This window comes from Pseudomonas sp. Leaf48, assembly GCF_001421885.1.
Taxonomy (GTDB): domain Bacteria; phylum Pseudomonadota; class Gammaproteobacteria; order Pseudomonadales; family Pseudomonadaceae; genus Aquipseudomonas.
This window is the reverse complement of record NZ_LMLH01000028.1, coordinates 219,053-231,218: the sequence shown is the minus strand read 5'-3', so window position 1 is coordinate 231,218 and position 12,166 is coordinate 219,053. Positions and strand designations below refer to the sequence as shown.

Here is a 12,166-nt window from a genome sequence, read left to right as displayed (position 1 = left end):
AAGCTGCTGGTCAGTAGATCGTCAGCCTCAGTTTTAGCGAAGGTGTCTGAGCCGCACCAGTTCGGCTCAGACTTCCTGAGTTATCTTATTTGCACCACAACCTTGCCAACCGCCTTGCGCTGCCCAAGATCGTTAATGGCTTGCGCCGCATTGCTCAGCGGGTAAACCTGCGACACCAGCGGTTTCAATTTACCTTCAGCGAACCATCCAAACAGTTGCTGGAAATTCGCTGCATTGTCCTGCGGCTGGCGTTGGGCAAACGAGCCCCAGAATACGCCGAGCACCGCGGCGCCTTTGAGCAGGGCCAGGTTCACCGGCAATTCGGGGATGCGTCCGCTGGCGAAGCCGACCACCAGCAGGCGGCCGTTCCAGGCGATGGCGCGGATGGCCTGGTCGAACAGGTCGCCGCCGACCGGGTCGTAGATCACATCGGCGCCCTGGCCATCGGTCAGGCGTTTGATTTCGTCCTTGAGGCTGGTTTCGCTGTAGTTGATCAGTTCGTCGGCACCTGCAGCCTTGGCCACAGCGAGTTTTTCAGCACTACTGGCGGCGGCGATCACCCGGGCGCCCATGGCTTTGCCGATTTCCACGGCCGCCAGGCCGACTCCGCCGGAAGCGCCGAGCACCAACAGGGTTTCGCCCGGTTGCAGGTTGCCACGCTGTTTAAGGGCGTGCATCGAGGTGCCATAGGTCATGCTGAACGCGGCGGCGGTGTTGAAGTCCATGGACGGCGGGATCGGCAGCACGTTGTAACCTGGTACTGCGACCTGCTCGGCAAAGCTGCCCCAGCCGGTCAGGGCCATGACCCGGTCGCCGACTTTCAGATGGCTGACTTTTTCGCCCACGGCGCTGACTACCCCGGCCGCTTCGCCGCCCGGGGAAAACGGGAAGGGCGGTTTGAACTGGTACTTACCCTCGATGATCAGCGTGTCGGGGAAATTCACCCCGGCGGCGTGCACGTCCAGCAGGATTTCGTTCTTCTTTGCGACAGGACTGGCGACGTCTTCCAGCACCAGCGATTCGGCAGGACCGAAGGCTTTGCACAGCACGGCTTTCATCAGGGCTATTCCTTTTGGAGTGATGGCCGATAAGTGTAGGTGTGTGAGTCAACGGGTCAACGAGCATGCCCGCCCCTGATAGTCAGCCATAAGCTTGTGCTGGCGTGGCGGGTCGTTATGCTAGGCCGCAAACCGGATAAGGAGCGAATTGTGAAAGCGTGGATCATGTTGTTGGCTGCCCTGTTGTTGCCTCTGGCAGCGTTGGCCGAAGAAGCCAAAGAGGGTGAAGCTCCGAAGGTCAATTACATCACCCTGAGCCCACCGTTCGTGGGTAACTACGGGCTGGACGGCACGCCGAAGCTCAAGGTCTACAAGGCCGATGTGGCGTTGCGGGTGACCGGCGACGAGGCCACCAAAGCAGTGAAGGCCAACGAACCCTTGATCCGTAACCAACTGGTGGCGCTGTTTGCCCAGCAGACCAGCGAGACCATGAACAACGTTGAAGCCAAGGAGAAGCTGCGTCAGGAAGCCTTGAAGCAGACTCAGCAGGTGATGAGCGACGAAACCGGCAAGCCGGTGGTTGAGGATTTGTTGTTCAACAACCTGATCATCCAATAAGTCTTTTGCTGTCCAGTCGGGCCTCTTCGCGAGCAAGCCCGCTCCCACAGTGTTTTGTGTCGGGCACAACCGAGTTTTCGGCGCAGAAACCTGTGGGAGCGGGCTTGCTCGCGAAGAGGCCGGTACAGACAGGCGAAAGTCCTACGGTTTGAGCGCAATCACCGCAGCCCATTGTTCCGCAGTCACCGGCATCACCGACAGCCGCGTGCCTTTCTGCACCAGCGGCATCTCAGCCAGTGCCGTCTGTTGTTTCAGATAGTCGAGTTTCAGCACCCGGGGGAAAGTCTCCACATGCGCAACATCTATCGCGCTCCAGGCGTTCTTCTCAGGTGTGGCCTTCGGGTCGTAGTAATGGCTCTGCGGCTCCAGCGCCGTTGGGTCCGGATACGCGGCTTCAATAATCTTGCCGATCCCGGCAATGCCCGGTTCCGGGCAGCTGGAGTGGTAAAAGAAAAACTCATCTCCCACCGCCATGGCCCGCAGGAAATTACGCGCCTGGTAGTTGCGGACGCCGTCCCAGCGCGCCTTCCCGAGCGTCTCCAGACCTTTGATCGAGAGTTCGTCAGGCTCGGATTTCATCAGCCAATAGGCCATGTCTTTTGCTCCTTGCGGGGTGATTGGGCAGGTTGTCCGGCAATTTTATGACAAACCGACGGTCGGTTGACGCCAGCATTTGCGTGCTGGATCACGTTGTCGCAAAATGCCGGCCTTTAAAGCTTGACGCTGCTGCACGGCCTACAAACGGAAACCGCTGCTGTCATCGTGTTGATATGCCTTTGGGGGGCAATCGATGAAACGCAAACCGGATTTACTATGGATTTTGGTCATTTTGTTTGGCCTGGGTGTCGTGACCACCGGCTATGCCCAAAGTCTGTGGGCCAACAAGACCGACGCACCGGTCGAGCTTGCACAGCTGCAACAACAGTCGACAGCTTTCAAGCGCTGATCCTGTTGCCACGGCGCCACTGATCGAAGTGGTGCCTAGCCTGCGTAATACCACGCCTTGTCTGTCACCGTTCCTTGCAACGGCACATCCCAGCTCGCCTGAGCCAATCGCTCCACTTTCTGGCATTCATGGGCCAGCCCCAACAACGTCGGCTTGCGCCAATCATTGCGACGCGCCAGGTAGGCCAGGCTTCGATCGTAGAACCCGCCGCCCATCCCCAGGCGTCCGCCGACATCGTCAAACCCTACAAGCGGCAGCAATACCAGATCCAGCGCCCAGACCTTGCGCTGCCGGCCAATGTTGGCCCGCGGTTCGAGAATGCGGAAGCGGTTGGGCTTGAGCTTTTCCCCCGGTCGGACGCGCTGGAACACCATTTTGGTGCGCGGCCAGGCACTCAGTACCGGCAGATAGGTCGCCTTGCCCCTGCGCTGCGCGGCACGCAACAGCAGCTGCGGATCGATCTCACCATCGGTGGGCAGGTAAAGCGAGATGTGTCTTGCGCGGCGGAACAATGGCTGCTGGGCCAGTTGTTTGTACAGCCCGCGGGCGGCCTGGCGCTGCTGATTGGGCGTCAGTGCGCGGCGGGCCTTGCGCAGCATGCGTCGAAGTTGCGGGCGGGGCAGCAGCGCAGGTTCGGTCATGGATTCAGGCTTCGACAGGACGAATACATAAAGCGTATCCGTAGAAAAGCCGATGCCGGTATTTAAACCGGCATCGGACTGGAATCAGGCTCCCCGGATGAACCGCTGCTGACTTAGCCCTTGAACCCGAAAGTTCAAGGTGGAAGATGCAGTAGGCTTTAAGGCTTTCCGTCTAGCGGACATGCACACCAGCCCAACGTGCAGCCTCCAGGGTAGTGCGAATCGGCTCAGGGACGTGGTCAACTGGCAAGCACCCCAGGGAGTGATGCGAGTATACCTCAAGCGGCAACGTGAATCAGCCTTTGGTGACGTCCGGATCGGTAGCGAGCACCAGATCGACGCGATCGAGCAGGTCGCGAACCTGCTCGCGGGTCGAGCCGCTGGCCTGGATGTCCGGGCGTTCTTCCTTGTGCAGCAGGTCATGGGTGATGTTCAGCGCGGCCATCACGGCGATGCGGTCGGCGCCGATGACTTTGCCGCTGCTGCGGATTTCACGCATCTTGCCGTCCAGGTAACGGGCGGCGCTGACCAGGTTGCTGCGTTCTTCCTGGGGGCAGATGATCGAATACTCTTTGTCGAGGATCTGCACGGTGACGCTATTGCTTGAACTCATGAGTCTTGCTCCAGGGCCTTGAGGCGCGAAATCATCGATTCGACCTTACGCCGGGCGATTTCGTTTTTTTCAATGAGGTGCGCGCGTTCCTCGCGCCAGGTCTTTTCCTGAGCTAGTAAGAGTGCGTTTTGACTCTTAAGTTGCTCGACTCGGGTAATCAGCAGTTCGAGTCTGGCCATCAGCGCTTGCAGGTCGGTGTCTTCCATTGTCTTCACTGTCTGATGGGGTTGGACTGTGTAGAAGCGAGCCTGCTCGCGATGAGCCCGAGAGCGCCGCAGGGTATCAGCTACCCAGCGTTATCGTTGGCGACCATCGCGAGCATGCTCGCTCCTACAGGGGTAGTCGATGTAGGATACAAGGCCTTCATTCTAGACATAGCGCCGTCTGGCGCCTAGCTGCCCATGACCATTCAGAATTCCCCGTACCAAGCCTTCGCCACTCTGCTCAACAGCAGCGGTCACCCCGTCTCGCCCGCCGAATTGCACGGCCTGTTGCTCGGCCGTAGCTGTGCCGGTGCCGGTTTCGAAGCCGATGGCTGGCTGGTCGATGCCGCCGAGCTGCTCGAAAACGAGCCTCAGGACAACGTCCGCAACGCCCTGATCGGCCTGCAACAGATGGTCAAGGGTGAGCTCACCGGTGACGACGTGACCGTGGTTCTACTGCTGCCGACCGACGATGCCCCGCTCACCGAGCGTGCCGCTGCACTGGGCCTGTGGTGCCAGGGTTTCCTCAGCGGTTTCGGCCTCAATTGCCGTGACAGCAGCACCCTGAGCACCGAGGCTAACGAAGTGTTGCAGGATCTGGCCGCTATTTCCCAGGTGCAAGACGCCCTGGAAGAGTCGGATGACGGCGAAAGCGATTACATGGAAGTCATGGAATACGTGCGCATCGCACCGCTGTTGCTGTTTTCCGAAACCAGAAAAGACGCGGCGGCTGCCGCCAAACCATCGCTGCACTGATCAATGCCAGGGAACGCCATCTGCCCATGATTCATATCCCGAAAACGGAATACAGTCGTCGCCGCAAGGCCTTGATGGCGCAGATGGAACCCAACAGCATCGCCATCCTGCCCGCCGCGGCGGTGGCGATTCGTAACCGCGACGTCGAGCACGTCTACCGTCAGGACAGTGACTTCCAGTACCTCAGTGGTTTCCCCGAGCCTCAGGCCGTCCTGGTGTTGATGCCGGGGCGAGTGCATGGCGAGTACATCCTCTTCTGCCGCGAACGCAACGCCGAGCGCGAATTGTGGGATGGGCTGCGGGCGGGGCAGGAAGGTGCGATTCGCGACTTTGGCGCCGATGATGCCTTCCCCATCACGGATATCGACGACATCCTGCCGGGCCTGATCGAGGGGCGCGACCGGGTGTATTCGGCAATGGGCAGCAACCCGGAATTCGACCGGCACTTGATGGACTGGATCAACGTGATCCGTTCCAAGGCCAGCCTCGGTGCGCAGCCGCCGAACGAATTCGTTGCCCTGGATCACCTGTTGCACGACATGCGCCTGTATAAGTCGGCAGCAGAAGTGAAGGTGATGCGCGAAGCCGCCAGGATCTCCGCCCGGGCACACGTGCGCGCGATGCAGGCCTGTCGCGCCGGTTTGCACGAATTCAGCCTGGAAGCCGAACTCGACTACGAATTCCGCAAGGGCGGGGCGAAGATGCCGGCCTACGGTTCGATCGTCGCGGCGGGGCGCAACAGTTGCATCCTGCATTACCAGCAGAATGACGCAGCGCTCAAGGATGGCGATCTGGTCCTGATCGATGCCGGTTGTGAAATCGATTGCTATGCCAGCGACATCACCCGCACCTTTCCGGTCAGCGGCAAATATTCAGCGGAGCAGAAGGCGATCTACGAATTGGTGCTGGCTTCCCAGGAAGCGGCATTCGCCGAAATTGCCCCGAACAAACACTGGAACCAGGCGCATGAGGCGACGGTGCGGGTCATTACTTCTGGCCTGGTCAAACTGGGGCTGCTCCAGGGCGATGTCGACGAGTTGATCGCCAGCGAAGCCTACAAGGCGTTTTACATGCACCGCGCCGGCCACTGGCTGGGCATGGACGTGCATGATGTCGGCGAATACAAGGTCGGCGGCGAGTGGCGCGTGCTGGAGGTCGGCATGGCGCTGACCGTGGAACCGGGGATCTATATTGCCCCGGACAACCTGCGCGTGGCGAAGAAATGGCGCGGCATTGGCGTGCGTATCGAGGACGATGTAGTGGTCACCAGAACCGGCTGTGAAATATTGACGGGCGGCGTTCCGAAAACGGTCGCCGAGATCGAAGCCTTGATGGCTGCTGCGCGGACGCAAGCGGCATGAGTCGAGTCAACCTGGCAATCATCGGTGGCGGCCTGGTCGGTGCCAGCCTGGCGTTGGCCCTGCAGGCCGGGGCCCGTGCCCGGGGCTGGAAGATCGTGCTGATCGAGCCGTTCGCCCCCGGCGATACCTACCAGCCGAGCTACGACGCCCGGTCTTCGGCATTGTCCTTCGGTTCCCGGCAGATTTATCAACGGCTGGGCGTATGGCAGGAGATCTCCCGCCGCGCCGAGCCGATCAAGCAGATACACGTTTCCGACCGAGGGCGCTTCTCCACCGCGCGGCTGTCTGCGATGGAAGAGGGCGTTCCGGCGCTGGGCTACGTGGTGGAAAACGCCTGGCTCGGCCAATGCCTGTGGCAAGGCCTGGACAAGGACGTGATCAGTTGGCGTTGTCCGGCCGAAGTCACGCGCATGGAGCCACTGACCGATGGTTATCGCCTGACCCTCAACGATGAAACCACCCTGGAATGCGATCTCGCCGTGCTCGCCGATGGCGGCCGTTCCGGGTTGCGTGAGCAGTTGGGGATCGGCATCAGGAAGCGCCCGTATAACCAGAGTGCGTTGATCGCCAACATCACACCGAGCGAAGCGCACAACGGCATGGCGTTCGAGCGATTCACCGACGAAGGCCCGATGGCGCTGCTGCCACTGCCGGACAATCGCTGTGCGCTGGTCTGGACCCGCCTGGGTATGGATGCGCAACGCCTGGCGGCTCTCGACGAGCGTAGCTTCCTCAGCGAATTGCAGAGTGTGTTCGGCTATCGCCTCGGCACCCTGAAGCAGGTGGGTGCGCGGTATTTGTATCCGCTGACCCTGGTGGAAGCGGAAGAACAGGTGCGACCGCACCTGGCCGTGCTCGGCAACGCGGCCCACAGCCTGCATCCGATTGCCGGCCAGGGGTTCAACCTGTCCCTGCGCGATGCCCAGGCCCTGGCTGACGCCTTGCTCGCCAGTGACAAGTCACTGGGCGATTTCGCCACGTTGCAGGCTTATCGCGAGCGCCAGCGCCTCGATCAGAGCCTCACCGTGGGCTTCTCCGACCAGGTCACCCGCCTGTTCGGCAGTCAGCAGCCGCTGGTGTCCCTGGGGCGCAACATCGGTTTGCTCGGTCTTGATCTGCTGCCGCCGGCGAAACGCTGGTTCGCCCGTCAGGCCATGGGTCTGGGTACACGTCCGGATGCGTAGCTGGTTGATCCGCCGATTCGGCAAGGCGCGGTTGCTGCGCAGGTTCATGGCGCTTTACCCGCCGTACCTCGGCGCGGGTGTGCGGGTGCAGCACATCAGCGATGATTTTCGTGACGTCAGGGTGTCGATGGGCTTGGGCTGGTATAACCGCAACTACGTCGGCACCCAGTTCGGTGGCAGCCTGTATTCGATGGTCGACCCGTTCTTCATGTTGATGCTGATGGAAAATCTCGGGCGCCAGTACATCGTCTGGGACAAGGCGGCCGACATCGACTTCATCGCGCCGGGCAAAGGCCCGGTGTTCGCCCGTTTCACCATCGACGATACCTTGCTCGATGAGATCCGCCGCCAGACCGCCAATGGCGAAAAATACCTGCCGCAATTGCAGGTCGACATTCACGACGGCGCCGGCCACCTGGTGGCGCGGGTCGGAAAAACCCTATATGTGCGGCTCAAGCCGCAAGAGAGACAGGCTTAAAGCATGGAAATGCGCGCAGATCTGCTGATTGTCGGGGCCGGAATGGTCGGCAGCGCCCTGGCGCTGGCGCTACAGGACAGCGGGCTGGAAGTCCTGCTGCTGGACGGCAGCCCCCTGAGCGTCAAACCTTTCGACGGGCAGGCACCGTTCGAACCGCGCGTCAGTGCCCTGTCGGTCGCCAGCCAGAGGATTCTCGAACGCCTGGGTGTGTGGGACGGCATCGCCAGACGGCGCAGCAGCCCCTACACCGACATGCATGTCTGGGACGGTAGCGGCACCGGGCAGATTCATTTTGCAGCGGCCAGCGTACACGCCGATGTGCTGGGGCATATCGTCGAAAACCGCGTGGTTCAAGACGCCTTGCTCGACCGCCTGCACGATTGTGATCTGGGCATGTTGGCCAATGCACGCGTGGAACAGATGCGCCGCTCCGGCGACGACTGGCTGCTGACCCTGGCCGATGGCCGCACCCTGCGCGCACCGCTGGTGATCGCGGCAGACGGTGCCAACTCGGCGGTCCGGCGTCTGGCGGGTGTCGCCACTCGTGAATGGGATTATCTGCATCATGCCATCGTCACCAGCGTGCGCTGTGCCAAGCCGCACCAAATGACCGCCTGGCAACGGTTTACCGATGACGGACCTCTGGCGTTCCTGCCGCTGGAGCGGGACGGGCAGCAAGACTGGTGCTCGATCGTCTGGTCGACTACGCCAGCCGAAGCAGAGCGCCTGATGGCTCTCGACGACGAACGCTTCTGCAAGAACCTGGAACGCGCCTTCGAAGGCCGGCTCGGTGAAGTGCTCAGCGCTGACCCGCGCCTGTGCGTACCGCTGCGCCAGCGTCATGCCAAGCGCTATGTTGCTGACGGTCTGGCTTTGATCGGCGACGCGGCCCACACCATTCACCCCTTGGCCGGGCAGGGTGTGAACCTCGGTTTCCTTGATGCTGCAGTGCTGGCCGAGGTGCTGCTGCAAGCCAATGCCCGCGGCGAACGCCTGGCGGACGTGAAGGTTCTTAGCCGTTACGAGCGCCGACGCATGCCCCACAACCTGGCGTTGATGGCAGCGATGGAAGGCTTCGAGCGCTTGTTCCAGGCCGATCCGCTGCCGGTGCGCTGGTTGCGCAATACCGGTTTGAAGATGGTCGAGCAGATGCCCGAGGCGAAAGCGCTGTTCGTGCGAGAAGCGCTCGGGCTGACCGGGGATTTGCCCGCCCTCGCCAAACCCTGACGTGTGGCGAGGGGCTTGCCCCCGTTCGAGCGCGTAGCGGTCGCAGACGGGTTGCCCAGGATTTCTGAGTAAATGCAGGCCTGCTTCGCAGCCCAACGGGGGCAAGCCCCCTCGCCACAGGTGGAAAACTTAGGCTGTGCAACATCTGGTAACTCCTCGACGCACTGTTCGATTGAGAAGGCAAATGTGAGTCCTTATCATTTGGCCTCATTTTTCAATCGAGAGACCGCTCCCATGTTGGCACCGAAGCGTCTACTGACCGCAATCGCCCTGACCCTGATCGGCAGCACCGCCGCCCAGGCCGCTGACGAGGTGGTGGTTTACTCCTCGCGTATCGACGAGCTGATCAAGCCGGTCTTCGATGCCTACACCGCAAAAACCGGTGTGAAAGTGAAGTTCATCACCGACAAGGAAGCGCCGCTGATGCAGCGGATCAAGGCCGAGGGCGAGAACGCCACCGCCGACCTGCTGCTCACCGTCGACGCCGGCAACCTCTGGCAGGCTGAACAAATGGGCATCCTGCAGCCGTTCACCTCCAAAGTGATCGACAGCAACATTCCCCTGCAATACCGCGCGTCCTCTCACGCCTGGACCGGCCTGAGCCTGCGGGCGCGGACCATCGCTTACTCCACCGAGCGGGTAAAACCCGGTGAACTGACCACCTACGAAGCCCTGGCCGACAAGAACTGGGAAGGCCGCCTGTGCCTGCGTACGGCGAAGAAGGTCTATAACCAGTCCCTGACCGCCACCATGATCGAAGTGCACGGTGCTGCCAAAACCGAGGAAATCCTCAAGGGTTGGGTCAACAACCTGTCCACCGATGTCTTCTCCGACGACGTCGCGGTGCTCGAGGCGATCAACGCCGGTCAGTGCGACGTCGGCATCGTCAACACCTACTATTACGGGCGCCTGCACAAGCAGAAGCCGGAACTGCCGGTGAAGCTGTTCTGGCCGAACCAGGCTGACCGTGGTGTGCACGTCAACCTTTCGGGCATTGGCCTGACCAAACATGCGCCGCATCCGGAAGCCGCCAAGGCCCTGGTGGAATGGATGACCACACCTGAGGCACAGAAAATCTTCGCTGACGTGAACCAGGAGTTCCCGGCCAACCCGGCTGTGGCACCTTCGGAAGAAGTGGCGGCATGGGGCAAGTTTGTGGCGGATACCTTGCCTGTTGAGGTCGCTGGTAAACGTCAGGCTGAAGCGATTCGCATGATGGATCGGGCGGGCTGGAACTGAGTCGTTTGGTATTGGGCGTCATGCTTTAACATCGCTGCCTCGCCCCGGCCATTCGGATGGCCTCTGGGGGAGCCGATTTGCGTAGTTTTCGAATCCTGAGTTCGACTCGGAATATCAGGTCGCAAAAATTCAAATAGACTACGCGGTCAGTCCCCTCTCCCTCCGGGAGAGGGCTAGGGTGAGGGGCGGAACCAAAGCCATCCACATCGTCCAAAAACTACCCAAATCTTCAGAGACCCAAACGTGGCCCACCCCGCCCAACGCCGCTGGTACCCCATCGTCTTCGCCATCGCTGCGCTGGTCTTGCTTCCCCTGAGCGTCCTGCTTCTGTCCTGGCAAAGCATCGACCAGCAAATATGGTCCCACCTCTGGGACACGCAGATGCCACGCTTACTGGGCAACACTCTGACCCTGGTGTTCGGCGTTGGCGTGGGAGTCACTCTGCTGGGCGTCAGCCTCGCCTGGCTGACCAGCCTCTGTGAGTTCCCCGGCCGGCGCTGGCTGGATTGGGCATTGATGCTGCCCTTCGCGATTCCGGCCTACGTGCTGGCGTTTGTCTTCGTCGGCCTGCTGGATTTCGCCGGACCTGTGCAGACGTTGTTGCGCGAGTGGTTTGGCAGCGGGTTGCGACTGCCCCGGGTGCGCTCCACCGGCGGGGTGATTGTGGTGCTGGTGCTGGTGTTCTACCCCTATGTTTACCTGTTGGCGCGCACCGCGTTCCTCGCCCAGGGCAAAGGCCTGATGGAGGCGGCGCGGGTACTTGGGCAGTCACCCTGGCAGGCGTTCTGGCGGGTGGCGTTGCCCATGGCACGACCGGCCATCGGCGCGGGTGTGGCCTTGGCGCTGATGGAGACGCTGGCGGATTTCGGCGCGGTTTCGGTGTTCAATTTCGACACCTTCACCACCGCGATCTACAAGACCTGGTACGGATTCTTCAGCCTGTCCACAGCGGCGCAACTGGCCAGCCTTTTGCTGCTGGTGGTGATGCTCGTGCTGTACGGCGAACGTCGCGCTCGCGGGGCCAACCGGGCGAGCAACGAGCGACCGCGCGTCAAGGCGTTGTACCACCTGCGGGGACTCAAGGCGCTGGCAGCCATGGGTTGGTGCGGTCTTGTATTCGCCTGTGCCTTCGTCATTCCGATGCTGCAACTGATCGCGTGGTTCTGGCAGCGCGGGCGCTTCGATCTCGATGAGCGCTACGCCGGGCTGATCGTTCATACCCTGTACCTGGGCGGCATGGCAGCGCTGATCACCGTCTGCGTCGCCCTGATGCTGGCATTTGCCCGACGATTGGCGCCCACGCCCGCGGTCCGTTCCGGCGTCAGCCTGGCCAACCTGGGCTATGCCTTGCCCGGTTCGGTGCTGGCGGTTTCGATCATGCTGGCGTTCAGCTATCTGGACCGGGAGCTGGTCATCCCGCTCTCCGGATGGCTCGGGGGCGCTGGCAAGCCGCTTTTGCTGGGCAGTCTGTCGGCGCTGCTGCTGGCCTATCTGGTGCGTTTCATCGCTGTGGCCTACGGGCCACTGGAAAACAGTCTGGCGCGTATACGGCCATCTTTGCCCGAAGCGGCACGTAGCCTTGGCGTCAGTGGGCCGCGACTGTTTTTCAAGGTGTATCTGCCGCTGTTGCTGCCCGGCACGTTGAGTGCTGCTTTGCTGGTGTTCGTCGACGTGCTCAAGGAAATGCCCGCGACCCTGCTGATGCGCCCGTTTGGTTGGGACACACTGGCGGTGCGGATCTTTGAAATGACCAGCGAAGGCGAGTGGGCGAGGGCGTCGTTACCGGCATTGACCCTGGTTTTGGTCGGGCTGTTACCGGTCATCGGATTGATCCGACGTTCGGCGCATCGAAACACCTAGGTGCCAGTCCTACACCTTGCAGCTACAATGCGCGGCATTCGG

General features: G+C 61.4%; 14 protein-coding genes and 1 other RNA gene. 9 read left to right on the top strand and 6 right to left on the bottom strand.

Annotated elements, in window-relative coordinates; all coding sequences use genetic code 11:
* Positions 1-80: 80 nt before the first annotated feature.
* Positions 81-1,058: an NADPH:quinone oxidoreductase family protein gene (locus ASE98_RS16985; RefSeq protein ID WP_060542495.1), complete on the bottom strand. Its 978-nt coding sequence runs from the start codon at positions 1,056-1,058 to the stop codon at positions 81-83.
* 150 nt (positions 1,059-1,208) lie between these two features.
* Between ASE98_RS16985 and ASE98_RS16980 the strand changes: the two genes are divergently transcribed.
* A complete protein-coding gene (locus tag ASE98_RS16980) occupies positions 1,209-1,616 on the top strand; it encodes a flagellar basal body-associated protein FliL (protein WP_060542494.1) in 408 nt (135 codons plus the stop codon).
* Positions 1,617-1,757: 141 nt separating this feature from the next.
* On the opposite strand, the gene ASE98_RS16975 is transcribed toward ASE98_RS16980, so the two are convergent.
* Positions 1,758-2,210 (bottom strand): EVE domain-containing protein, encoded by a 453-nt coding sequence (locus ASE98_RS16975; protein ID WP_060542493.1) that lies wholly within the window; start codon positions 2,208-2,210, stop codon positions 1,758-1,760.
* Between the two features lie 196 nt (positions 2,211-2,406).
* Here ASE98_RS16975 and ASE98_RS26965 point away from each other — a divergent pair, with 196 nt between their 5' ends.
* Entirely contained in the window at positions 2,407-2,562 is a 156-nt protein-coding gene (locus ASE98_RS26965; RefSeq protein WP_007982896.1) for a hypothetical protein, read from the top strand.
* 35 nt (positions 2,563-2,597) lie between these two features.
* On the opposite strand, the gene ASE98_RS16970 is transcribed toward ASE98_RS26965, so the two are convergent.
* The 4 genes from ASE98_RS16970 to ASE98_RS16955 all read right to left on the bottom strand — a co-directional run bounded on the left by ASE98_RS16970 (position 2,598) and on the right by ASE98_RS16955 (position 4,022).
* A complete protein-coding gene (locus ASE98_RS16970; protein WP_060542492.1) occupies positions 2,598-3,203 on the bottom strand; it encodes a 5-formyltetrahydrofolate cyclo-ligase in 606 nt (201 codons plus the stop codon).
* A gap of 86 nt (positions 3,204-3,289) precedes the next feature.
* Positions 3,290-3,468: non-coding RNA, 6S RNA (gene ssrS / locus ASE98_RS16965), on the bottom strand.
* 30 nt (positions 3,469-3,498) lie between these two features.
* On the bottom strand, positions 3,499-3,816 hold the full coding sequence (locus ASE98_RS16960; protein WP_008055229.1) for a cell division protein ZapA: 318 nt from the start codon (positions 3,814-3,816) through the stop codon (positions 3,499-3,501).
* A complete protein-coding gene (locus tag ASE98_RS16955; RefSeq protein WP_007940359.1) occupies positions 3,813-4,022 on the bottom strand; it encodes a TIGR02449 family protein in 210 nt (69 codons plus the stop codon). The genes ASE98_RS16960 and ASE98_RS16955 overlap by 4 nt, the downstream gene beginning before the upstream one ends.
* Before the next feature lie 195 nt (positions 4,023-4,217).
* On the opposite strand from ASE98_RS16955, the gene ASE98_RS16950 reads away from it, so the two are divergent.
* From ASE98_RS16950 to ASE98_RS16920, 7 genes are all read left to right on the top strand, one after another.
* Positions 4,218-4,775 (top strand): YecA/YgfB family protein, encoded by a 558-nt coding sequence (locus ASE98_RS16950; RefSeq protein WP_060542491.1) that lies wholly within the window; start codon positions 4,218-4,220, stop codon positions 4,773-4,775.
* Positions 4,776-4,801: 26 nt separating this feature from the next.
* Positions 4,802-6,136: a Xaa-Pro aminopeptidase gene (gene pepP / locus ASE98_RS16945; protein WP_060542490.1), complete on the top strand. Its 1,335-nt coding sequence runs from the start codon at positions 4,802-4,804 to the stop codon at positions 6,134-6,136.
* Positions 6,133-7,320, top strand: a complete 1,188-nt coding sequence (gene ubiH / locus ASE98_RS16940) for a 2-octaprenyl-6-methoxyphenyl hydroxylase (protein ID WP_060542489.1) — start codon at positions 6,133-6,135, stop codon at positions 7,318-7,320. The genes pepP and ubiH overlap by 4 nt, the downstream gene beginning before the upstream one ends.
* Positions 7,313-7,798, top strand: a complete 486-nt coding sequence (locus ASE98_RS16935) for a DUF4442 domain-containing protein (RefSeq protein ID WP_060542488.1) — start codon at positions 7,313-7,315, stop codon at positions 7,796-7,798. Before ubiH ends, ASE98_RS16935 begins: the two co-directional genes overlap by 8 nt.
* Positions 7,799-7,807: 9 nt before the next feature.
* A complete protein-coding gene (locus tag ASE98_RS16930; RefSeq protein ID WP_177336983.1) occupies positions 7,808-9,025 on the top strand; it encodes a 2-octaprenyl-3-methyl-6-methoxy-1,4-benzoquinol hydroxylase in 1,218 nt (405 codons plus the stop codon).
* Positions 9,026-9,259: 234 nt separating this feature from the next.
* Entirely contained in the window at positions 9,260-10,264 is a 1,005-nt protein-coding gene (locus ASE98_RS16925) for an extracellular solute-binding protein (RefSeq protein WP_060542486.1), read from the top strand.
* A 243-nt stretch (positions 10,265-10,507) separates the two neighbouring features.
* On the top strand, positions 10,508-12,124 hold the full coding sequence (locus ASE98_RS16920; protein WP_060542485.1) for an ABC transporter permease: 1,617 nt from the start codon (positions 10,508-10,510) through the stop codon (positions 12,122-12,124).
* The last annotated feature ends 42 nt before the right edge of the window (positions 12,125-12,166 follow it).

Bases quoted from the DNA above. Each gene is read 5' to 3' on its own strand.
- ASE98_RS16985 (WP_060542495.1), bottom strand. From the start codon at position 1,058: ATGAAAGCCGTGCTGTGCAAAGCCTTCGGTCCTGCCGAATCGCTGGTG.
- ASE98_RS16975 (WP_060542493.1), bottom strand. From the start codon at position 2,210: ATGGCCTATTGGCTGATGAAATCCGAGCCTGACGAACTCTCGATCAAA.
- ASE98_RS26965 (WP_007982896.1), top strand. From the start codon at position 2,407: ATGAAACGCAAACCGGATTTACTATGGATTTTGGTCATTTTGTTTGGC.
- ASE98_RS16970 (WP_060542492.1), bottom strand. From the start codon at position 3,203: ATGACCGAACCTGCGCTGCTGCCCCGCCCGCAACTTCGACGCATGCTG.
- ASE98_RS16960 (WP_008055229.1), bottom strand. From the start codon at position 3,816: ATGAGTTCAAGCAATAGCGTCACCGTGCAGATCCTCGACAAAGAGTAT.
- ASE98_RS16955 (WP_007940359.1), bottom strand. From the start codon at position 4,022: ATGGAAGACACCGACCTGCAAGCGCTGATGGCCAGACTCGAACTGCTG.
- ASE98_RS16950 (WP_060542491.1), top strand. From the start codon at position 4,218: ATGACCATTCAGAATTCCCCGTACCAAGCCTTCGCCACTCTGCTCAAC.
- pepP (WP_060542490.1), top strand. From the start codon at position 4,802: ATGATTCATATCCCGAAAACGGAATACAGTCGTCGCCGCAAGGCCTTG.
- ubiH (WP_060542489.1), top strand. From the start codon at position 6,133: ATGAGTCGAGTCAACCTGGCAATCATCGGTGGCGGCCTGGTCGGTGCC.
- ASE98_RS16935 (WP_060542488.1), top strand. From the start codon at position 7,313: ATGCGTAGCTGGTTGATCCGCCGATTCGGCAAGGCGCGGTTGCTGCGC.
- ASE98_RS16930 (WP_177336983.1), top strand. From the start codon at position 7,808: ATGCGCGCAGATCTGCTGATTGTCGGGGCCGGAATGGTCGGCAGCGCC.
- ASE98_RS16925 (WP_060542486.1), top strand. From the start codon at position 9,260: ATGTTGGCACCGAAGCGTCTACTGACCGCAATCGCCCTGACCCTGATC.